Below are 21,265 nucleotides of genomic sequence, written 5' to 3' on the forward strand. Positions count from 1 at the left end.
CTCACCCGATTTGGGAGGATTTTATAGTGGCAACGACAAATGATCTCAAGAACGGCACCGTTATGGTGATCGACGGCCAGCTCTGGCAGGTTGTCGAGTTCCAGCACGTCAAGCCGGGGAAGGGCCCCGCATTCGTGCGCACTAAGATCAAGAATGTTCTGTCTGGCAAGATCGTTGACCGTACTTTCAATGCGGGAATGAAGATCGAGACCGCGACGGTTGACCGCCGCGACATGACCTACCTCTACCAAGATGGTACCGACTACGTCTTCATGGATTCCTCTACCTACGAGCAGATCAATGTCCCCGCAGAAGTTGTTGGCGATGCTGCTCATTTCATGGTTGAGAATCAGGATGTGATTGTTTCTCAGCACGACGGTACGGTTCTCTTCATTGAGCTTCCCGCCACCGTGATTTTGACGATTGCACACACCGAGCCCGGTTTGCAGGGTGACCGTTCTTCGGCCGGTACGAAGCCCGCCACGCTCGAAACCGGTTACGAGATTCAGGTTCCGCTCTTTATGGAAGAGGGGACCCGCGTGAAGGTTGACACCCGCGATGGTTCCTACTCCGGACGTGTGACTGACTGATAATGTCTCACAAACATCAGTTCACTTCTCGTACCAAGGCGCGTAAGCGTGCCGCTGACGTCGTCTACGAGGCAGATCAACGCGGCATGGGGCGTAATGCTGCTGTCTTGCGTGATCTCCTTCGTGAACGCAAGGTCATTACAGCGGCACTGACACCGCTCCCGGATTATTCGATTCGTATCATCGAAGGCGTCGCCGACGAGCTGTATCGGATTGATCGTTTGATTGATACTCATGCTCGTACGGGCCTTGATCGTATTCCCGCAGTTGACCGCGCGGTCTTGCGAGTCGCGATCTGGGAAATGCTGTCCAACTCCGAAGAAGTACCTCCGGTTATCGCAATCGATGAGGCAATTTCAATCGTTAAGTCGATTTCAACCGAAGAATCCGCTGGCTTTGTGAATGCGATTCTCGACGCGATACGTCAAGATATTGAGTCTCCTTCATGGTCTCGGCGGTCAAGCGAGGCCGACAGTGGCCAGGAGTCTGATGAAGAACTCAGCGCGGATGAGCTGACAGAGCTGGATGATCTTCTCAACGAATACTGAAATAGTGTGAGTGGTAAACGGGGGTGCTTGTCAGTACCCCCGTTTATGACACTCCGACCGCGTCAGCCAGTGTGTGATGTTCGACACAAAAGACTATGAGGGAAGTTGTTCGAACTTTTCGCACTCGTACTTCCCTTTAATTCCTGCTATTGCCACCTGCTCGGATTTTAGTCTGTTTTCATGACGCTCTGATAGTTTCCCACCCTGCAGGTCACAGGCAGTTTCTACTTCAAAATTGCTGGCAAGAGTTTCCCTGCAGTGAAACGCCTGCTGAGAAAAAACAGTCTTAAACGCACCTCAGTATTGATGTTTTTTGAACGAGTTCTCACTCGCTTTTTGCCCGTGTTGCACGCATCGTCGGTTGCAGTTGCACCAAAAACTATCAAAATAGTGCGATGCTTATTCCTGTCAGGGGAATCTAGAAAAAGGAGCGTAGCGAGATGGCACTGCCAGATCTGACTCCGCAACAGCGAGCCCAGGCTCTTGAAAAGGCGACGCGCGCTCGTCGTCGGCGCGCTGAGGTGAAGGATGCGCTCAAATCGCGAAAGATTACTCTGTCTGAAGTCATCGACATGGCTGCAACAGATGATGCAATCGCGAAGATGAAAGTGCGTTCTTTACTGGAAGCCCTGCCTCGAGTCGGTGTTAGTACTGCGGAAGCATTGATGAACGAGATCAAGATTGCGCCTTCAAGGCGTGTTCGAGGTCTTGGCCAGGTGCAGCGCGAAGAATTAATTCGTCGCTTCGGCTGAACTTTTGAGCCAGCTGTGGCAGCATACAGGCATGTCTTCATCTACGGTTACTGTCATTGCAGGTCCCACGGCTGTTGGTAAGGGAACTGTGATCGCGCGCCTGCGCGAGCTATTTCCTGAAGTTGAGCTCTCCGTTTCGATGACAACGCGTTCTCCGCGACCGGGAGAAATTGACGGAGTGCACTACCACTTTGTGAGTGAGGACCAGTTCACCCAGCTCATTGATTCCAAACAGATGTTGGAGTGGGCACTTGTTCACGGGAAATATCATTACGGAACACCGCGTGGTCCGGTAGATGATGCAGTTCGACGCGGTGTGCCTTTCCTGCTTGAAATTGATGTTGCTGGGGTGCGTCAAGTTCGTGAATCCCTTCCTGACGCTCGCTTTGTTTTTATTGCGCCGCCCTCATGGGACGTTTTGGTCTCTCGCTTGGTCGGTCGCGGTACCGAAGACCCTGCTGAACAAGAGCGTCGTTTGCGTACTGCAAAGGTAGAGCTTGCGGCTGCAGGTGAGTTTGATGTCACCATCGTTAATGATGATTTGGAGCTTGCTGTCCATGAACTAGCCCATGTGATGGGGCTAGAATAGAAGCCGGTTCTTGCCAGTTATATCAGGAGAGATTTGCATGTCCGGAATTGTTGCGCAGCCCGAAGGCATCACCTACCCGCCGATTGACGACCTGTTGGAGCACGTCGATTCAAAGTACGCCTTGGTGATTTTTGCTGCCCGTCGTGCGCGCCAGATCAACTCCTACAACATCCAGCTTGAGCAGAATATGATCCAGTTCGTCGGACCTGTTGTAGAAACTGAAGTCGACGAGAAGCCCTTGGCGATTGCACTTCGCGAAATCGATGAAGGCCTGTTGACCCTTGAGTCAGCACCCCAAGCCTGATCAGCAGCCCGCTCACATCGTTCTCGGTGTGTCAGCGGGCATTGCTGCATATAAAGCCGTTTTTCTTTTGAGAATCCTTCAAAGAGACGGCTACCGTGTCAGCGTTGTTCCAACACCTTCTTCACTTGAGTTCGTAGGGAGAGCAACTTGGGAAGGGCTCACCCTAGAGAGCGTTAATACCGATGTTTTTCATGGTGGGGGAGCAGACCACGTCGAGTTAGCGCGGGGTTGTGCCGCTATTGTTATTGCACCCGCTACCGCTGATGTTATTGCTCGGATAGCGAATGGCCAGGCCGATGACCTTTTGACAACGACTGTTCTTGCCAGCGATTGCCCTGTGGTTATTGCACCGGCCATGCACACGCAAATGTGGCGTGCTGCTGCAACGCAGGAGAATATTACCCGACTTCGAAATCGCGGATATGTCGTTGTTGGCCCGGATGATGGTGATCTTGCTTCCGGCGACCACGGGGCTGGCCGGATGAGTGAACCCGAGGGTATTGCAGCCCAAGTGCGCAGAGTGTTTAGAGTGTCAGGTGACCTTGCGGGAAAGAAAATTCTGATAACCGCTGGTGGGACCCGTGAAGCAATTGATCCGGTCCGCTTCCTTGGTAACCGCTCGACTGGTCGACAGGGAATCGCGATCGCCCGCGAGGCCCTTAGCCGCGGTGCCGAGGTTACTTTAATAACTTCCAATATTGAGGCTGCCCTTATTCCTCAGGGGTGCAGCGTGATCGATGCCCCTTCCGCTCAAGACGTCTATGACGCCGTGATGTCTCATCTTGGGCACAGTGATGCATTGGTCATGGCGGCTGCGGTTGCTGACTACCGCCCACGGGCGGCCTCGGCCTCGAAAATCAAAAAAGAAGAGAACCAATCAGCGCCGCCTCGGATCGAGCTCGCGGAAACTACTGATGTTCTGCGAAGCGTGAGTTCGGCCCCTAACCGCCCTCGCGTGGTCCTTGGATTTGCTGCCGAGACGGGCGATCAAAATACCGTGCTGTCCTATGGGGCAGCGAAAGCCAAGCGTAAAGGTGCTGACTATCTTGCTGTGAATGCAGTGGGTGCCGACATTGGATTTGGCGATGTTCCAAACTATGTATATGTGCTGAACCAAGAAGGCTCCGTAGTGACCCAAGGTGGGGGAACGAAGGCAGATGTTGCTCGAATCCTCATTGATCTTATTTCACAGCGGTTCGATACGATGGAGGCGTGAGCAATATGCGTAAGTACTTTACTTCTGAATCCGTAACAGAAGGTCATCCCGACAAGGTCTGTGACCGAATTTCTGACTCAATTTTGGACGCTCTTCTTGAGGCTGATCCGCATTCGCGTGTCGCTGTGGAAACGATGGTGACAACCGGTTTGGTTCATGTGGCCGGCGAAGTTTCAACCAATGCTTATGTTGAAATTCCGCAGATCGTCCGCGAACAGATCCTTGAGATCGGTTATGACTCTTCCCGCAAGGGGTTTGACGGTGCTTCCTGTGGTGTTTCCGTGTCTATTGGTGCCCAAAGTAGCGATATCGCCGATGGCGTGGATCATTCTTTGGAGACGCGTTACGGTTCAAACGACGATCGTCGTGAGGCTCAGGGTGCGGGCGACCAGGGCATGATGTTTGGCTATGCTTCGGATGAAACTCCTGATCTCATGCCTGCTCCAATTTGGCTTGCGCACAAGCTAGCGGAGCGTCTTGCTGCTGTTCGCCATCAAGGACTCGCTCGTGGTCTTCGTCCCGACGGAAAGACACAGGTCACTCTTGCTTATGATGAGCAGGGCACTCCTCGCGAGATCGATACGCTTGTGATTTCGACTCAGCACGATCCCGAGCTTGGGATGGGTGAACTCGAAGAGCAATTGCGCGAGTTGGTTGTTTCTCCTGTGCTCGAAGAGACGGGCTTGGGGCTTTCAACCGAAACAATGAAGCTTCTTGTGAATCCCTCTGGGCGCTTTGTTATCGGTGGCCCTGCCGGCGATGCCGGTTTGACCGGTCGCAAGATTATTGTTGACACCTATGGTGGCATGGCGCGGCACGGAGGCGGTGCCTTCTCTGGTAAGGATCCCTCAAAGGTTGACCGTTCGGCTGCGTACGCAGCGCGTTGGATTGCAAAGAATATCGTTGCTGCGGGGTATGCAAAACGCTGCGAGATTCAATTGGCCTATGCAATCGGTCGCGCGCATCCAGTCGGACTTTATGTCGAGACCTTTGGTACCGGAACTGTGAGTGATGACGTTCTTACCAATGCCATTACCCAGTGCTTTGATCTTCGCCCTGCGGGAATCATTGAAGATCTTGATCTTCTACGCCCAATTTACGCGAAAACCGCTGCTTACGGTCACTTTGGTCGTCCGATTTTCCCCTGGGAGCAGACGGATCGTGTCGCTCGACTCCAGGAAATTCTTCAATGAGCGCCACCCCCTGCGCCGCCCGTCCGACAAACCGCGGAACTGCCATCGAAATGGCGGTTTCGGGGATCATCGGTCTGTGCGCGTCCTTTGTTCTCTCCATCGAGGCGTGGCAGTTGGCGGCGGACCAGGGACGAACATTTAGTTGTGACGTCTCTTCGGTTCTGTCGTGCTCTGCTGTTGCAGCCACTCCACAGGCTCGAGTGTTGGGATTCCCAAATGCCTTTTTGGGGATTTTTTTCGAGGCTGTGGTTTTGACCGTGTCCTTCGCCCTCATTGCAGGGGTACGTTTCCCGAAATGGTATTACCTGGGGGTTGAAGCTCTCTATACCATCGGCCTTGGCTTCGCATATTGGCTCTTCACGCAGTCGTATTTCGTCATTCACGTGTTGTGCCCCTGGTGTTTGCTCATCACAATAACGACGACGCTCGTGTGGTTTGGACTTACGCGGGTATGCATTTCTCAGGGAGTGCTCCCGGCACCTGCGTGGTGGAAGTCTGTGATGAAGGCCGGAGGAGATTGGCTAGTCGTCGTCCTTGTTATCGCAGGTGTTCTAGCGATGATCGGTGTGCGATACGGTTCGCTACTTTTCGGTAATTGATCAGTTGGTGCTCAATCGGTCTTCAAATGCCGGTTCAATGTGTTGAACTAGGTGTATGGTGATGGACGCGTTGCCCCTTCCGGGTTTTGAATCAGACCGTGATGTGCCACGGTTGATTGCGCATGTCTATGTTGATTCTGACCTTCCACACCTCGATTACCCGCTGGACTATCTTGTTCCCGTCCAATGGGAATCGATGGATCTCGCCGGATTTATCGTGCAGGTACCCCTTGCGGGACGAAAACGAATTGGATGGGTCGTTTCGTGTGAAAAACGCAGTAACATCAGTGCTGCCATCCGCGAAATTTTCGATGTCGTTTCGACTATTTCAGTCGTTTCACCGAAGACTTTTGAATTAGCTGCCTACATAGGCAAGCGTTTCCTCTCAACCGCTTCTACGGTATTGGGAATCGCCGTTCCTCCAAGGCGCGCGCGGGTCGAGGAAGAATCAATGCTCTCGGGACCTACGGAGCTGAAGACCAGCCAGGGAGATCCCTGGCAAGCTTTTGAACTTGGCCACGCATTTCTTGAACATGTGAGTCAGGGTGAGTACCCGCGCGCTGTATGGACATCAATTCCAGGACGATCAGAATCTGAGATCGCCCATCTTATTTCTTCTGTGCAGAAAGCCGGAAAGACGGCTCTTATCGTTGTGCCGACTTCGCGAATTGCTGGTGAGCTATCTTCCTCGTTGTCTGGGTTGTTTGACGTCTCCATCCCCGTTTACAGTGCTGAACAGACGGCCAGTGAGCGCTACCGTTTGTACCTTGAAGCAAAGACGGGGGTACATCGGATGATCGTTGGTACGCGTTCAGCGGTGTGGCTTCCCATGAAGGATCTCGGATTGATCGTTATCTGGGGCGATGGGGACGACCATCTTCGTGAACCGCGCGCTCCGCGCACTGATGCATTGGACGTGGCGGTTGCACGTTCACATCTTGAGCATGTCGCTCTTGCTGTTGGAAGCTACTCTCGCTCGGTGAAAGCGCAGTATCTTGTCGAACGCTCCTGGGCTATTTCTCTTACCCCACAACGCGAGGTATTGCGCGCATCGACGGGACGTTTTATCGTCGCTGATTCTTTTGATCAAGAGCGGCAAGGAAAGTCAGCTTTTACTTATCTGCCACCGGATGCATTCTCCTGTATTCGTGCAGGATTGAAAGAGGGACCCGTTCTCATTCTTTCTGCGCATTCGGGATATATCCCTGTTGTCGGTTGTTCTCGTTGCGGAAGGCCTGCCCGCTGTGAATACTGCTCAGGACCGCTCCAATTAGAGGCTGACCATTCGATCGTGTGTTCATGGTGCGAGCGCAAGACCAAGAATTGGTCGTGCCTCAAATGCCAGGGGACAACCCTTAAATGGTGGCGCCTTGGCTCTGAGCGCATCGGCGAGGAAATCGGACGTTCTTTTCCCCAAATTCCCTTGACCGTTACTCAAGCGAATGATGAAACGCGTCCGCGTGTTGGCTCCGAAGCTCGGATAGTCGTCTCGACTCCTGGTGTGGAGCCCAAAGCGCAGGGCGGATACGCAGCAGTAATTATCCCCTCAGCCACGGCACTTGCCTCGAGGCCAGAGATGTGGGCCCCAGAAGAAGCGCTGCGCAGGTGGCTGAATGCTGGCGCGCTGGCCCGCCCTCACGGGCGAATATGGGTCTCTGCCGGGGTCGAACACGCGCTTGCACAGGCGCTCATTAGATGGAGTCCCGAAGACTACATTCAGCAGCTTCTTGATGAGCGCAAGGTTCTTCGTTTCCCACCAACTGCATCAATCGTTGCAATCGATGGACCTCTTGACCAAGTGAATGCTTTTTGTCAGGATCTCCCCGCAGAGTTGATCGGTATCGTTGATGCTCCTTCGGTTGGAAAGATCGGTCATCGTCCGGATGATCGGCGTGCTCTTATTCGCTGTGCGACAGCTGATTATCCTCAACTCGCACAAGTGCTTCGCGAACGCAATGGTGTGCGTTCGGCTCGTAAACGCTATCCGCTTCGCCTCACCTTGAATCCTCCTGAGCTGTTCTAGACAAGCCGATACACTATGAGCGTGCGTATTGTTTTTGCAGGTACCCCTGAGCCAGCGTTACCGACCCTTGAAGCCCTGATCTCGTCACCACATGAGGTCGTTGGCGTTATTACTCGTCCTCCAGCGAAGAGCGGTCGCGGACGTCATCTAGTCCCATCGCCCATTGCGCAGCGTGCAAGTGAAGCTGGAATCGATCTCTTCGAGACCTCGTCTCTTAAAGGTGATGAGGCCTTGGACCGCATTCGTGCCTGGAATGCTGATATCGCAGTTGTTGTCGCCTATGGCGCTCTGATTCCCCTGCGCGTACTTGAAGCTCTTCCACATGGTTGGCTTAATCTTCACTTCTCTGATCTTCCTTTCTTCCGTGGTGCAGCTCCCGTGCAGTGGGCAATCCTTTCGGGACTGACTGAAACTGCATCTAGTGTTTTCCAGCTAGAAGAAGGATTGGACACGGGTCCCGTTTTTTCTCGCCAAAAGGTTGAGATTACCGATCAGACCAGCGGTGAGCTCCTCGATGAAATGGCACGTTTAGGTGCTCAGCAAGTTGTCGATGTGGTGAATGCGATTGAGGCTGGACAAGCTATTGCACAACCACAAGTCGTTCCTGAAGGTATCGAACTCAGCTATGCTCGGCGTTTGGAGCCCAGTGACGGCTGCGTCTCCTTTGATGAGAGCGCCCACCAGACGTGGCTTAGAATTCGCGCAGTGATTCCCAGCCCGGGTGCATATACGGAATTTCGCGGGCAAAGACTCAAACTAGGTAAGGTTTCTTTGACTGATGTTCCCACCCCCGGCCCCGGCCGTCTCATCGTTTCGAAGAAGAACGTGCTTGTGGGCTGTACGGACTTCTGTCTTGAGCTTGGTCAGGTTGCTCCCGCCGGTAAAAAGTGGATGGATGCAGCTGCATGGGCACGCGGTGCGCGATTGGATAGTGATGTCCGACTTGGTGAAGGGACAGCGCTCTGATGGCAACTCACCGTTATTCCGATGGATATCGTTCCTTCCGCGAAGCGGATCCTGCCCGCCAAGTCGCCTTTGAGGTCCTGACCTTGGTGCGCAATGAGGATGCCTACGCGAATCTGGTTCTTCCAAAAGTTTTGAAATCCTTTGAAGGACAGACGCATCTAGATCAACGTGATCGAGCTTTCGCTGTCGAACTCACCTATGGCACCCTACGCGAACAGGGATTCCTTGATTGGGTGATCTCTCGAAACTCTTCACGTCCGCTTTCCGACATTGAAGGTGGCATCGTTGATGTCCTGCGTCTTGGCGTTTATCAGCTGCTGCGCATGCGAGTTCCCGACCATGCCGCGGTTTCTCAAACCGTCGATCTTGCGCGGCAGTATCTCAGTGCCGGTCCGGCAAAGTTTATTAACGCTGTTTTGCGCTCTGTGATCCGTGAAGGTGAAGAGACAAGGCAGGAAGCTTTGAATGAACTTCCGGATTCGCAGCGCCTGGCGATCGAATACTCTCATCCGCAATGGATGGTTGAAGAATATAGCCGTGCGCTCGTTGCTAACGGTTGTTCCAGTGAAGAGATTGCGGAGCTTTTGGCTGCTAATAACCAGGCACCCTACGTTTCCCTTGTCGCACGCCCAAGCCTCATTAAGGTTGATGAACTTGCTGATCAATGTCTTGATCACCTGCGAACTCGTATCGCCGATGGCGAGGTATCTCCTTACGCTGTTCTTCTTGAATCCGGGGATCCAGCCCGTATTCCTGCAATCAGACAGAGGCGAGCAGCGGTTCAGGATGAAGGTTCTCAACTAGCCGGAATTTTGGCAGCTGAGGTCCCTGTGACGGGGAAAGATCAGGACTGGCTCGACCTATGTGCAGGTCCCGGAGGTAAAGCGGCGCTGGTCGCTTCACTAGGCGTTGAACGAGGCGCTCAACTTGTTGCCAACGAGGTGCACTCTCATCGAGCGCGCCTCGTCGAAAAGACCCTTGAACACCTTGATAACACTGAAGTGGTGTGCTCTGACGGAACACGCTTTGGCGGTGAGGGCACACGCTGGCCTTTAGAGTCGTTCGACCGGGTGATAATTGACGCGCCGTGCTCTGGCCTTGGATCGATGCGTCGTCGGCCTGAATCACGTTGGCGCAGAAATCCAGATGACGTCTCGCAGCTGGTTTCACTTCAGGCGGAGCTACTTGATCGAGGAATCGAATTGACCAGGCCTGGGGGAGTGACGGTTTACATCACCTGCTCACCGGTCGTTCAGGAAACTCTTGATCAGATTTCACGTGTTCTCGCCACGGGACGTGTCGAGCTAGTGGATCTGCGTCCTGTGGCCTCGCAAATTACTCCCAGGCCCCTTAACCTTCCGCAAGCAGAAGGAATTGCTGCTCGAACAATTCAGCTTTGGGAACACCGTAACGAAACCGATCTTATGTTTATTGCTGCTCTCAAAAAACTTCCAGTAGCTCAGGAGCTCTCATGACCACGCCGCTCATTTCGCCTTCGATTCTTAATTGCGATATCGCCAGACTTGAGGACGAACTGAAAAAGATCTCCAGTGCCGATATCGCTCATGTTGATGTTATGGATAATCATTTTGTCCCCAACCTCACGTGGGGGCTTCCCGTCGTGGAGGCCTGTGTAAACACCGGCATCTTGCCCATTGACGCTCACCTGATGATTGAAGATCCAGATCGATGGGCACCTGCGTATGCAGAAGCCGGCTGCGCGTCGGTCACCTTCCATGCCGAGGCAGCCTCAGCACCGATCCGCACTGCCCGGGAAATCCGACGTCTGGGTGCCCGTGCTGCTCTTGCACTCAAGCCTTCGACGGACATCACGCCCTACGTCGATATTTTGCCGGAATTCGACATGATTTTGATTATGACGGTTGAACCAGGTTTTGGCGGTCAGAGTTTCCTTGAATCGATGCTTCCAAAGATCCAGCGAACGCGGGAGGCCATCGCCTCTGCATCTTTGGATATTTCGATTCAAGTAGATGGGGGAGTTTCCCGTAAAACTATTGAACGTGCTGCTGACGCGGGCGCAACCAATTTTGTTGCAGGGTCGGCAATCTTTCGTGCCGACGACGCATTTGAGGAGATCGCAACACTGCGTTCTCTTGCGCAATCGCACATGCACTGAAGATGACACTCGCTTCCGTGCGTGCCAGAATAACTATGTACTTCGGGGTCGGTGTAAGTCCGAGCCGGCGGTGAAAGTCCGCGACCCGCATCATTCGATGCGGTTGAACTGGTGTAATTCCAGTACCGACAGTTAAAGCCTGGATGGGAGAAGTAGTTGAGCGGGCCTAGTGTCTGCTGAGCGGCTGCATAGCTCGAAGTGCGGGAAGGATTACCGTGAGCCGTCGAGCACCTCGCCGCTTCACTGTTATCGCCCCGCTTGTCGTCATCGTCTGCTTAGTATTCTTTTGGTGGGCGATCACCGCATTTAGCGGGATCCAAGCGTGGCGTCTTCCTTCGCCGTACGCCGTCCTCGCCCGAGGATACTCCCTTGTTCAACAGCCTTCGCTCTGGCTCGCTTTTGCGCGAACCGGAGTCGAGGCCCTAGTCGGTGGATTTATTGGTGTGTGCGTTGCACTTCCATTGAGCTACCTGATCTTCCGGTTCCGTACCATCGCCGAGGCTATTGAGCCCCTTTTAGGGACCTCGCAGGCTTTACCCGCCGTTGCCTTGGCACCATTTTTGGTACTCTGGTTCGGCTACGGGGTGATTCCAATTTCGATGCTCTGTGCATTGATCGCTTTCTTCCCTATTCTCATCTCCTCCCTGGTCGGCTTACGCTCCTTGGATCGCCAAGTATGCGAGGCAGCACAGCTTGATGGGGCGGCAGGGATCACGATGGCGCTGAAGATTGAAATTCCACTTGCATCACCAGCGATTCTTGCCGGCATTCGCAATGGCTTTACTTTGTCTATTACCGGTGCTGTCGTAGGGGAAATGGTGATGGGAGGAAAGGGACTGGGAATGCTCCTTTCTCAGATGCGCACGAATGTCGATACGGCAGGAATGTTTGTTGTGATCGTGCTCCTGTGTATACAGGCAGTTGTCATCTACACACTCATGTCCGCATGGGAAAAGCGCTCACGCGTGATGGTTGAAACAGACTAGGTGCGACATACTATTGGAGAGCATTATGCGTCCTATTGTTCGTGGAATTGCCGGTTTACTTACGGCAGTATTTGTGATGAGCGGCTGCTCCAGCACCTCCTCATCATCCGACACAACCGTTATTGGTTTAACCTATGTGCCAAATGTTCAATTCTCTGGTGTTTATCTTGCTGAGGATAATGGCGATTACTCCAAGGAAGGGGTAAAGGTCGATATCCGCCATCACGGCAATGACGAAGGAGTATTCACCGCTCTTGTGAGCGGACAAGAACAACTTGTCCTCGCGACGGGTGACGAAGTAGTGCAAGCCAGATCGCAGGGCATGGATGTGATTTCGGTGGGCCAATACTACCGTGAGCAGCCCAACGTGATCTTGACTCGTGCCGATACCGGAATTAAGAGCATCAGTGATTTGAAGGGGAAGAAAGTAGGAATTCCGGGTGAATACGGATCTTCATGGCTTGCCCTTCAAGCGTACTTAGCTAGCGCCCACATGACGACTTCTGATATCAGTGTTGTCTCGATTGGTTATACCCAAGTTTCTGCACTGAATAATAAAGACGTTGATGCAGTTGTCGGCTTTGCCAATAACGATGCTGTTCAGCTTTCAGCTGCAGGCGTCGATACCCGTGTTGTCGACTGTGATTGCACCATTCCTTTGGTTTCAGCATCCCTGGTTACGACATCAACTTGGGCGAAGGAAAATCCAGAAAAACTGAAGAAGATTCTTCACGCAACACAACAGGGGATGACAGCTGCGGTTGACCATCCAAATCAAGCATTTGCTGCGACTGAGAAGCGCGATACTACCCTGACGGATGATCAGACGCGCTCGACAGCTACCCAGATCCTTAATGCGACGAATCTACTGATTTTGGGAGCGAATTCGAAGGTTTCATTGGAACAAGATCAAAACCGTTGGCAAGAGATGCTCAACTTCATGTCATCAAATTCGGGACTTCTCGTCCGCGAAGTCACTCTTGATCAGGTGATGACAAACGATTACATACCGCAGTCATAATTTTGCGGCTTCAAAATAGTGATTCCCTCAGCTTGCCGATATTCGGGCTGAGGGAATCACCCTCTTCGGTAATTCCTAAAAGTTTGCATGAGAAGACCCTCAATTGCATCAATGCTGTGGTTAATTTCCAAATGACGAGCAAGTAAGTTGTACCTAGCTGAAAGTTCAGTTCTCTGAAGGGGATGTTCGAGCCAATAATCGATAAGCGCAGCCAATCTTCTGGGATTGCGGGCATCAAATATGTTGCGTGAATCAAGGGAATAATGCCATGTCGATGATTGTGCAGAGCGAGCAAGAATTGGCATACAACCCCGGGCCATCGCTTCGAGCGCAGCTAGGCCTTCAATTTCGACCAGAGCACAATGAATATAGAGATCAGCACGATCCAATAATGCAATCAGGTCATTGTGCGGGATGAAACCAATATGGACCTGAGAAGCTAGGGGAGTGGCTAGTTTATGCAGATCGTGTTCCAGCGGTCCACCACCGGCAAGATGAAGATCAATGCTGCCAGAGTTGCGTGAATAGGCCAAAGCTTGAAGAAGTACCGCATGATTCTTTTCTGGAACCAAACGCCCGGTACATACCAAGGTAAAACGTGTGTTTCCATCGCGGGTACAACGTGATCTGCTATCGGCTACCTTCACAGCATCACGACTTATCGATTTCTCTGTACGAATTGATGCCGAAGGTAGGCCATTGGAAAAAGCCGTAATAGGAGCTTGATATCCGACGGCTTGTAAGCGTTCCTTTACAGCTTCTGTTGGTGCGTGAATCGCATCGCAGTATGAATATACCGAGCAATCGAATAGAGAATAGAGAATTCGGTTGAATATAGGTTTATCAAGAGCAGGAAAAGGTGCCAAGAAGTTTTCCGGATACACATGAAAGCTTCCGACGATAGGTACTGCGAATCGCCGTGCTATACGAACAAGTTGAGCATTTGCGGGAAGAGGATCTTCAACGTAGAGGATCTGCGCCCATCTCAGGGCGGCTTCGAAAATTGAGCGGTCGGGGCGAGCGATATTGAACTTTTCGGCGCTGATATACCTGTCAAGGAAAGGAACGCTGAGGCGCTGGAGTGGGTAGTCGACATGTGAAGAATCGCCATAGGAGATCACACGTACCTCGTGTCCGCGAGCGCGAAGACCAGCACAAAAGTCTCGAGCTGAACGAGCCAGTCCATTAGTGGCATTCGTAAAATCACTTGCCGATAGAAGAATTCGCATAGTGTTCTTCCCGAGTATAGGTGAACAGTGTGTTTAGTAGCTGCGAGGCCTTTCGCGCACTACGCTAAAGCGTGCATCAATCTTGTCACAAGGAGGGGGCATTGTGGAGAGCAACGATACAAGTGTGCGTATCCTTGACCTGCTCTTTGAACTGACTTATGCAGAACGCGGGCGTTCACGTTCTCAAATTCGTAGACTGACGCATTACCGAAAACTGAGTGACACTGCGTTTGATTCGGCTTTTACTCGTGATAAAGAGACGCTTAAAAAAATTGGTGTTGACATTGAGGTTAAACCGCGTGGTGATGAGCTCATTTACCGCTTACGCCGTTCAGATCCCGAGCTGCTTAAGCTTTCACTCGAAGAAGTCTCACTGCTTGACCTAGCCTCGACAGCATGGAATGAACCGTCAACAACTGAACTCGCTTCTACAAAATTGCGGGCATCTTCGGCAGCAAATCGCAAGTCTACGATTGATTTTCATCTCTCGGGTGCTGAACATGTCCTTCCATTATTCCAAGCGATTACTTCGGCAAGCGTTGTTTCCTTTGCGTATAGAAGTCCTAGGGGAACCGATAATCGTGCTGTGGAACCATGGAACCTGCTTATTTCTGGTTCAGCAATTTATCTTCAAGGCTATGACCTTGACCGAGGCGATGAACGCAGTTTCAGGCTTTCACGTATTCTGCCTCCAATTGAGGTGCTAGGAGAGCCCGGCGACGCCTATCCCCGTCCTTCTAACCGTCCAACGATCGGTATTTCACGTCCACTTGAGCCGAGCTTCTTCGCCAGAGTGGGAAGCGAGGCATGGAAGAGGGCGCTGCGCGACGATAGGGCTACGGGGGCAGGCACAGTGCAATGGCAATGCTTTCGTGGCCACGTGGCTCCCTATAGTTTCTGGACCCATTTCATCTTGTCTCATGCTCAAGATGTTGTCCCGATCGAGCCGAATGAGTTTGCCTCGGATTTAGAGAAAAAACTCCAGAGTGCGTTATCCCTGAACGGAGGCCAAAATGCCTGAAGAAGCTCCAGTTCAGGTCGCACGGATACTCGCCATGGCCTCGTGGATTATGGATAATCCTGGACACAATGTTCGTGAGATCGCTCAGCATTTCGGCCGAAGTTCACGCCAAGTTCGCCGCGATTTAGAGTACATGGGGCAAATCGGCGACTCGATGATTGATCGTTCCTACGGGCTGGATTGGGATCTGTATGAGACAGAGGGAGTGGTGGTTCTTCGCGGAAGTCAGACCCCCTCTCTTCCTAGGCTCACCCCTGCCGAGGCCGCGGCTCTCCTAGTCGCCCTACGTGCTCTTGCTCCTTACCTCAGCGAGTCTGAAGAAGAGGTTTTGCTGAGTGCCGCCGCAAAACTTGCCTCCCGTGCAAGCTACGAGGGGGGAGATAGCCGAGGCGTTCCTGAGGTGATTCACCTTGAGCAGGAAAGCTCGAACTCTTCTGAGCTACACCAAGAGATCAACGCTCAACACGTTATTAATTTGCGGCAGGCAATCGATGAGAAGCGCGAGGTGTGTTTTGACTACCTCGGTAGTGAGGGCTCTTATACTCGCTGCGTCTATCCACGTGGACTCAAACACTTAAGTACCGGTTGGATTTTTGATGCATGGGATCCGATTCGGGAAACTCACAGAAGCTATCGTGTAGATCGGATGAATAATCTTGTTATCGGCGAGAAGCACCCGAGAGTATCAATTCCTTCTGAGCCCGCTCCCTCAATGCTGACGCTGACGATCTCTTCCAATGCGCGATGGATCTGCGAGGACTTTGAATCTACTTTGATTTCTGAAGATGCAGAGACGATTACCTGTTCCTTGCCTATTTGGAACGAGGAGTGGATCCTTGCGCTGCTGTGTGATATTTCGGCCGATATCATTGAATGTCCGGCGGAGTGGAAGCAGCGCGTCAGTGATTATGCTCAAAGCGCGATGGAGATTTGGGAAGAGGCCAAGATGATCAGGAGCGAGGCGTGAGTCCAAAGCGAAAAAGACGCCGCGCGAGTATGGAGGCCGCCAAGCCACAAGAATCTTCCTGGTCACCAGCAGAAGGAATGGCTCAGTTTCGACGGCAGCAAAAGATTGATCGATCTTTTAGAAGCCGCTACGTAGAGGGCTTGAGCTTCACTCCTGATCACTTCCAAATCCAAGCGATGGACGCTCTAGAAGCTGGCCACAGTGTACTGGTTGCGGCACCTACCGGTGCCGGGAAGACAGTTGTCGGCGAATTTGCCGTCGCGCTCTCGCTTTCGACGGGTTCACGCGCCTTCTACACAACGCCGATTAAGGCATTATCAAATCAGAAGTTTACTGATTTTCAGAAGCGCTACGGCGAAGCACGCGTTGGTCTGTTGACTGGGGATACATCGATTAATCCTGATGCTCCCATAATCGTCATGACTACCGAGGTCCTGCGCAACATGATTTATATGGGGGCAGACCTGTCCAACTTGAGTCACGTTGTGCTGGATGAAGTTCATTATCTAGCCGACCGTTTTCGTGGACCCGTCTGGGAAGAAGTGCTGATCCATCTTCCTCAACATACAAAGGTCATTGCTCTTTCAGCGACAGTGTCGAATGCCGAAGAATTCGGAGAATGGATTGGCCAAGTTCGAGGGTCTTGCGATGTCATTATTTCCGAGACTCGACCGGTCCCTCTATTCCAGCACATGCTCGTCGATGGAGAGCTTTACGACGTCTATGCTCCATCGCGGAGGGGCTCTGGACAATCTCAGCGTTTGAACCCAGAACTCCTCTATGCCTGCTCTCCGCAAGGTCGGCGCGCTCATCAACGGCGTTTCCGTTCGCGTCCCGCGACTGTTATTACCCTTGATCGTGCCAATCTGCTTCCCGCAATCGTTTTTATCTTCTCACGGGCCGGGTGTGAGGATGCTGTTCGCGAAGTCATCGCCTCGGGTGTCACTTTGACGAACCGATCCCAAGCAGAGCGGATCCGGCGTATCGCAGAGGAAGCCACAGCGATGATTCCTCCCGAGGATTACGCTGTTTTAGGTATCGACTCTTGGATTAAAGCTCTGGAACGAGGCATTGCGGCTCACCATGCCGGTTTGCTACCCCTGATGAAAGAAACCGTCGAAAAGTTGTTCTCGATGGGGCTTATTCGTCTTGTCTATGCGACAGAAACACTTGCACTGGGAATCAATATGCCTGCGCGTTCGGTGGTCATTGAGTCGCTCCAGAAGTGGAACGGTGTCGAACACGTACGTTTATCTGCCGGTGAGTTTACGCAGTTATCTGGCCGTGCGGGACGACGTGGTATTGATACTGAAGGCCACGTCGTTGTCAGCGGACGAAGGGATATCTCCCCCGAGGAAGTTGCCGCTTCGGCCTCGAAACGAACATACCCACTGGTTAGTGCTTTCCACCCGACCTACAACATGGTTGTCAATCTTCTTGCGCATTCGACACGTAAGGCGACGCGCAAGGTTTTAGAATCCTCTTTTGCACAATTTCAAGCCGATTCTTCGGTCGTCCATCTCGCCCAAAGCGCACGCGCATTAGAACGTGAATTGGATTCCCTAGGAGAGGGAGTTGATTGCTCTCTGGGGAACGCTCAGGAGTATTTTTCAATGCGTGATCGGCTCGCACGTATGGAGAAAGAAGCCTCTCGAGAGCGTAGCCTCCAGCGAAAGCAACAGGATCAGGAACTTTTCCGTTCGCTGAAGCCCGGGCAGGTCTTCGACATTGGTACTAAGCGGAAGGTGCATCGCTACCTGGTCTTGGAGCTTCAGCACTCCGCTGGCCTTCGCCCGCTGCTTCGTACTTTGGGCGCCGATGCCAGGTTGCATACTCTGAGCGTAGATGACTTCTCGGGTGCACTTGAGCTCGTTGCAAGCCTTCGAGTTCCTCCCTCCGAAGCGTTGCGTCGTCACCGTGGACGTGAGGAATGGGCACAACGGATCCGGACCCTTCGATCTGAGGCAAAGAGGGGCCGGAGACCTCTTGATTCGCTTCCGATTGATGTAGAGATTTCTCAACTTCGCACGGCGATTAAGTCGCATCCCGTACACTCGTGTCCACATCGCGAGGAACATGCACGTGCCGGCCATACCTGGGCGCGAAAGAATGCCGAGTACGAGAAGCTTCTCAAACGAATCGATGGGCGCACGAACTCGGTTGCACAACAATTTGACCGCGTATGCGAAGTCCTTGATCAAATGGGGTTCCTGAAAAATGATCTTGTGACAGATTCTGGACAACTGCTGCGTCGTATTTTTGGTGATCGTGATCTGATCGTTGTTGAAGCCCTTAGACGTGGTGTGTGGGATCATCTTTCGGCGCCCGAACTCGCTGCAATTGTTTCAACGTGTGTTTACCAATCTCGAGGCGAAGAATCAGCTGCGGTTGAACCCTGGACGGCTGCATCAGGCGCGTTGGCGCATGCATGGGAAGCAACGCTTGCGCTGTCACAGGCGGTGATGTCAGTGGAGAAGAGTGTCGGAGTTCCTCAATCTCCAGAGCTCGATCCAGGGCTTGCTCAGGCAGTGATGGCATGGGCAAATGGGGCAACTTTGACGACCGCCATCTGGGGGACGCCACTTCTCGCAGGTGATTTTGTTCGCTGGATTCGGCAGGTAGTGGATCTTCTCGACCAGATTGCCCATGTTGCTTCTGCAGAAACTTCAACGGTTGCTCGTCAGGCGCGAAGACTGATTCTGAGAGGAGTTGTCTCTTGGGAAGGGGAGTAAAGACGGGCCCTCAGAAGAGGTTAAAACGAGGGTTCCAAGGCACCGTTATTGACCTTATGCTGTGCTTAATTGCCGGCATTGGTCTGTGGGCAGCCTTTCCCGATATTTCGCTTCCTCTTCTAATAATCCCATCCTTTGCATTGCTGCTTTCTCGTGTTGATCGTGTCGGCGCGTGGAGGGCTTTCGTCTACATGCTGATTTGTGGGATTGCCTTCTGGCTATTGCTTATTCCGTGGACTATTCAGGCGACAGGCGGTAGCAAGCTGCCATGGATTGCTTTGAGTTTTGTGGAAGCGCTCTTCTTCGCTGTGTGGGGCTCACTTGAGAGTGGTCTTATGCGACTTTCGTGGGCGAGGTCCGCTGTGGGGCAAGCGTGTGTGACTGCCGTTTCCTGGGTTGGTATAGAACAACTTCGTTCCCATTTTCCGTGGTCGGGCTTCCCATGGGGGAATTTGGCATACCCACAGGTTGCGACGCCTCTGGGGCGTCTTGCTCCTTGGGGTGGGGAAGTGCTCGTGAGCGCTGTGGTTGTCGTCTGCGCAGTGCTACTACGACGAAGTTTTGATTTTTCGCGCGAGGATCAACAATGGTATTCACGACCTTTGTGCTTTGCGTCTGCGTGCGCCTTAGTCATTATTCCCATGGCGCTTCCGCTGCATGCCTCTCAAGAAGAAGGATCAATCAAGGTTGCTGCAATCCAAGGAAATATTGAGCTTCCTGCCCTAGAGACATACTCTCAGATTGGGAAGGTGACTGGAAATCATGCGCGTTTGACCAGTGAGCTTGCTCAAACGGGGGAGAAGGTCGACCTGGTGGTGTGGGGCGAGTCTTCAACTGACCGCGACCCGAAATATAACCGGCTGATAGCGGACCTTATTTCTTCCTCGGCAAAGGATATTGATGCGCCAATTCTTGTCGGGATCACACGCGTAGACCAGGATCGCCGATACAACTACATGGGAGTGTGGTACCCCGATACTGGACTGAGTGAATCCTATTACGGTAAACAGATTCCGGTACCTTTTGGGGAATACATTCCGGCACGATCGCTTGTTTCGCGGCTTGCGACCGAGGCGGCCCAGGTAGGGATTGATCTTGAAGCGGTGGATAATTCATCGCGTTTTGATGTTCACTTAGAGGACGGTCGCACGGTTCCTCTTGCACTTGGAATCTGCTTCGAAGTGGCTTATGAAGATCTCCTTGCTGAAGGTGTCAATTCTGGTGGTCAAATTATTGTGATCCCCTCCAACAACTATCACTTTGGGACCAGTGCGGAGGGCGCACAACAGGCGCAGATCTCACAATTTCGAGCGATCGAATTTGCCCGCTCGACTGTACAAGCATCAACGACTGGAAACTCCGTCCTAGTCAGACCCAATGGAAGCCTTCTTTCTCAAAGCGGACGGATGCAATCAGCAACGCTCACTGGTGACCTACCTCTTCGAAGTTCGGTGACATGGGCGGCACATTTTGCGCCGTATTCCGCTAAAATTAGCTGGGTGCTCACTGGAATTCTTCTGGTTGCACTTGCATTTCAAACCATTTCTCGTTCACATAGAAAGCGCCGCTGATGACCGACTCGATGATGTATGAAACCGGCAGGGGAGTGGTGGCGGTTATTCCCACCTATTGCGAGGTTGAATCTCTGCCAGGTCTTCTCGCGCGCATCCATGAGGTGCTCCCGGAGCTCAACATTCTTATTGTTGACGACTCTTCTCCTGATGGAACGGGAGAGTGGGTCCAAGAGCGCATGAAAACTGATTCGCGCCTTCATCTGTATACGCGGCCTGCAAAGTCCGGTCTTGCTACTGCATATGTCGAGGGACTGGGACATGCCCTTGAGATGGGTTTTGACTTCCTCATCCAAATGGATGCAGATGCATCGCATCGTCCAGAAGATCTGCCCAAACTACTTGTACGAATGGCGGGACCTGATCGCCCTGATATGGTGATCGGCTCGCGGTGGGTTCCGGGCGGAAAAACGAATGGTTGGGCACCCTGGAGGGTTGCGCTGTCGCGTGCAGGCAATGCGTATATCAATTTCTGGTTGGGAACTCGGATTAAAGATGCAACAGCGGGCCTGCGTGTTCATCGAGCCTCGTGGCTACGCGGGACTGGCATTCTCCAGAAGGTTTCAACGGTTGGTTTTGGGTTCCAAGTCGAAATGACGACTCTTGCCGAATCTATGGGGGCGACGATCGTAGAAGTTCCTATTACCTTCGATGAGCGAGAACTCGGGGAATCGAAGCTCTCCGGTGCGATCTTTGTAGAAGAGTTGGTCATGGTGACGAAGAACGGTATTAAGCGCAAATTCTCTTCTCGTCGCTGAAAATGCACAAAATAATGTGTCCCCGCCAATGTGGCGGGGACACATTATGTCAAGTTGTTGAGT

General features: G+C 52.6%; 20 protein-coding genes and 1 riboswitch. Of the genes, 19 read left to right on the forward strand and 1 reads right to left on the reverse strand.

The annotated features are described in order from the left end of the window. The first annotated feature begins 26 nt into the window (after positions 1-26). The 14 genes from efp (at position 27) to ADG72_RS06385 (ending at position 12,924) form a co-directional block, all read left to right on the forward strand. Complete coding sequence (gene efp, locus ADG72_RS06320) at positions 27-590, forward strand: elongation factor P (RefSeq protein WP_034251928.1); 564 nt, start codon at positions 27-29, stop codon at positions 588-590. A gap of 2 nt (positions 591-592) precedes the next feature. Continuing rightward, the gene (nusB, locus tag ADG72_RS06325) at positions 593-1,138 is read left to right on the forward strand and encodes a transcription antitermination factor NusB (RefSeq protein WP_048713498.1); all 546 of its coding nucleotides are present in this window, start codon (positions 593-595) and stop codon (positions 1,136-1,138) included. 440 nt (positions 1,139-1,578) lie between these two features. Beyond that, positions 1,579-1,890: an integration host factor, actinobacterial type gene (mihF, locus tag ADG72_RS06330; protein WP_009409399.1), complete on the forward strand. Its 312-nt coding sequence runs from the start codon at positions 1,579-1,581 to the stop codon at positions 1,888-1,890. Positions 1,891-1,921: 31 nt separating this feature from the next. After that, on the forward strand, positions 1,922-2,479 hold the full coding sequence (gene gmk, locus ADG72_RS06335; protein ID WP_048713501.1) for a guanylate kinase: 558 nt from the start codon (positions 1,922-1,924) through the stop codon (positions 2,477-2,479). A 37-nt stretch (positions 2,480-2,516) separates the two neighbouring features. Continuing rightward, a complete protein-coding gene (gene rpoZ / locus ADG72_RS06340; RefSeq protein WP_009409401.1) occupies positions 2,517-2,783 on the forward strand; it encodes a DNA-directed RNA polymerase subunit omega in 267 nt (88 codons plus the stop codon). Next, on the forward strand, positions 2,761-3,999 hold the full coding sequence (gene coaBC, locus ADG72_RS06345) for a bifunctional phosphopantothenoylcysteine decarboxylase/phosphopantothenate--cysteine ligase CoaBC (protein ID WP_048713506.1): 1,239 nt from the start codon (positions 2,761-2,763) through the stop codon (positions 3,997-3,999). Before rpoZ ends, coaBC begins: the two co-directional genes overlap by 23 nt. Positions 4,000-4,004: 5 nt before the next feature. After that, positions 4,005-5,192: a methionine adenosyltransferase gene (gene metK, locus ADG72_RS06350; protein ID WP_048713508.1), complete on the forward strand. Its 1,188-nt coding sequence runs from the start codon at positions 4,005-4,007 to the stop codon at positions 5,190-5,192. Next, a complete protein-coding gene (locus tag ADG72_RS06355) occupies positions 5,189-5,791 on the forward strand; it encodes a vitamin K epoxide reductase family protein (RefSeq protein ID WP_048713512.1) in 603 nt (200 codons plus the stop codon). The genes metK and ADG72_RS06355 overlap by 4 nt, the downstream gene beginning before the upstream one ends. 61 nt (positions 5,792-5,852) lie before the next feature. Next, positions 5,853-7,814 carry a primosomal protein gene (locus ADG72_RS06360; protein ID WP_239667687.1) on the forward strand — a complete coding sequence of 654 codons (1,962 nt, stop codon included), beginning with the start codon at positions 5,853-5,855 and terminating at the stop codon, positions 7,812-7,814. Between the two features lie 21 nt (positions 7,815-7,835). After that, entirely contained in the window at positions 7,836-8,780 is a 945-nt protein-coding gene (gene fmt / locus ADG72_RS06365) for a methionyl-tRNA formyltransferase (RefSeq protein ID WP_048713518.1), read from the forward strand. Continuing rightward, positions 8,780-10,255, forward strand: a complete 1,476-nt coding sequence (locus ADG72_RS06370; RefSeq protein WP_048713520.1) for a transcription antitermination factor NusB — start codon at positions 8,780-8,782, stop codon at positions 10,253-10,255. Before fmt ends, ADG72_RS06370 begins: the two co-directional genes overlap by 1 nt. Then, positions 10,252-10,917 (forward strand): ribulose-phosphate 3-epimerase, encoded by a 666-nt coding sequence (gene rpe / locus ADG72_RS06375; RefSeq protein ID WP_048713523.1) that lies wholly within the window; start codon positions 10,252-10,254, stop codon positions 10,915-10,917. Before ADG72_RS06370 ends, rpe begins: the two co-directional genes overlap by 4 nt. A 34-nt stretch (positions 10,918-10,951) precedes the next feature. Continuing rightward, a riboswitch (FMN riboswitch) is annotated at positions 10,952-11,076 on the forward strand. Positions 11,077-11,132: 56 nt separating this feature from the next. After that, positions 11,133-11,903 carry an ABC transporter permease gene (locus ADG72_RS06380; RefSeq protein ID WP_048713526.1) on the forward strand — a complete coding sequence of 257 codons (771 nt, stop codon included), beginning with the start codon at positions 11,133-11,135 and terminating at the stop codon, positions 11,901-11,903. Positions 11,904-11,928: 25 nt separating this feature from the next. After that, the gene (locus ADG72_RS06385) at positions 11,929-12,924 is read left to right on the forward strand and encodes an ABC transporter substrate-binding protein (RefSeq protein WP_048713528.1); all 996 of its coding nucleotides are present in this window, start codon (positions 11,929-11,931) and stop codon (positions 12,922-12,924) included. A 56-nt stretch (positions 12,925-12,980) separates the two neighbouring features. Here the strand turns inward: ADG72_RS06385 and ADG72_RS06390 are convergent, their stop codons facing one another. Then, complete coding sequence (locus tag ADG72_RS06390) at positions 12,981-14,153, reverse strand: glycosyltransferase (RefSeq protein WP_048713531.1); 1,173 nt, start codon at positions 14,151-14,153, stop codon at positions 12,981-12,983. A 103-nt stretch (positions 14,154-14,256) separates the two neighbouring features. Between ADG72_RS06390 and ADG72_RS06395 the strand changes: the two genes are divergently transcribed. Genes ADG72_RS06395 through ADG72_RS06415 form a run of 5 tightly spaced genes read left to right on the forward strand, consistent with a single transcriptional unit; the run spans position 14,257 to position 21,202 of the window. Then, a complete protein-coding gene (locus ADG72_RS06395; protein WP_048713534.1) occupies positions 14,257-15,174 on the forward strand; it encodes a helix-turn-helix transcriptional regulator in 918 nt (305 codons plus the stop codon). After that, positions 15,167-16,141: a helix-turn-helix transcriptional regulator gene (locus tag ADG72_RS06400; protein WP_048713536.1), complete on the forward strand. Its 975-nt coding sequence runs from the start codon at positions 15,167-15,169 to the stop codon at positions 16,139-16,141. The genes ADG72_RS06395 and ADG72_RS06400 overlap by 8 nt, the downstream gene beginning before the upstream one ends. Before the next feature lie 29 nt (positions 16,142-16,170). Further along, positions 16,171-18,873: a DEAD/DEAH box helicase gene (locus ADG72_RS06405; RefSeq protein WP_048713540.1), complete on the forward strand. Its 2,703-nt coding sequence runs from the start codon at positions 16,171-16,173 to the stop codon at positions 18,871-18,873. A 56-nt stretch (positions 18,874-18,929) separates the two neighbouring features. Then, positions 18,930-20,444, forward strand: coding sequence for an apolipoprotein N-acyltransferase (gene lnt / locus ADG72_RS06410; protein WP_048713541.1), 1,515 nt, complete (start codon positions 18,930-18,932; stop codon positions 20,442-20,444). Then, positions 20,444-21,202: a polyprenol monophosphomannose synthase gene (locus ADG72_RS06415; RefSeq protein ID WP_048713542.1), complete on the forward strand. Its 759-nt coding sequence runs from the start codon at positions 20,444-20,446 to the stop codon at positions 21,200-21,202. Before lnt ends, ADG72_RS06415 begins: the two co-directional genes overlap by 1 nt. Positions 21,203-21,265: the final 63 nt, after the last annotated feature.

It is taken from the genome of Trueperella pyogenes (assembly GCF_001070855.1).
Lineage (GTDB): Bacteria > Actinomycetota > Actinomycetes > Actinomycetales > Actinomycetaceae > Pauljensenia > Pauljensenia pyogenes_A.

Coding starts and splice junctions, on each gene's coding strand:
- mihF (WP_009409399.1), top strand. CDS start 1,579: ATGGCACTGCCAGATCTGACTCCGCAACAGCGAGCCCAGGCTCTTGAA.
- lnt (WP_048713541.1), top strand. CDS start 18,930: ATGCTGTGCTTAATTGCCGGCATTGGTCTGTGGGCAGCCTTTCCCGAT.
- gmk (WP_048713501.1), top strand. CDS start 1,922: ATGTCTTCATCTACGGTTACTGTCATTGCAGGTCCCACGGCTGTTGGT.
- ADG72_RS06355 (WP_048713512.1), top strand. CDS start 5,189: ATGAGCGCCACCCCCTGCGCCGCCCGTCCGACAAACCGCGGAACTGCC.
- rpe (WP_048713523.1), top strand. CDS start 10,252: ATGACCACGCCGCTCATTTCGCCTTCGATTCTTAATTGCGATATCGCC.
- ADG72_RS06400 (WP_048713536.1), top strand. CDS start 15,167: ATGCCTGAAGAAGCTCCAGTTCAGGTCGCACGGATACTCGCCATGGCC.
- metK (WP_048713508.1), top strand. CDS start 4,005: ATGCGTAAGTACTTTACTTCTGAATCCGTAACAGAAGGTCATCCCGAC.
- ADG72_RS06360 (WP_239667687.1), top strand. CDS start 5,853: ATGGACGCGTTGCCCCTTCCGGGTTTTGAATCAGACCGTGATGTGCCA.
- ADG72_RS06415 (WP_048713542.1), top strand. CDS start 20,444: ATGACCGACTCGATGATGTATGAAACCGGCAGGGGAGTGGTGGCGGTT.
- ADG72_RS06370 (WP_048713520.1), top strand. CDS start 8,780: ATGGCAACTCACCGTTATTCCGATGGATATCGTTCCTTCCGCGAAGCG.
- ADG72_RS06390 (WP_048713531.1), bottom strand. CDS start 14,153: ATGCGAATTCTTCTATCGGCAAGTGATTTTACGAATGCCACTAATGGA.
- nusB (WP_048713498.1), top strand. CDS start 593: ATGTCTCACAAACATCAGTTCACTTCTCGTACCAAGGCGCGTAAGCGT.
- rpoZ (WP_009409401.1), top strand. CDS start 2,517: ATGTCCGGAATTGTTGCGCAGCCCGAAGGCATCACCTACCCGCCGATT.
- ADG72_RS06385 (WP_048713528.1), top strand. CDS start 11,929: ATGCGTCCTATTGTTCGTGGAATTGCCGGTTTACTTACGGCAGTATTT.
- ADG72_RS06405 (WP_048713540.1), top strand. CDS start 16,171: ATGGAGGCCGCCAAGCCACAAGAATCTTCCTGGTCACCAGCAGAAGGA.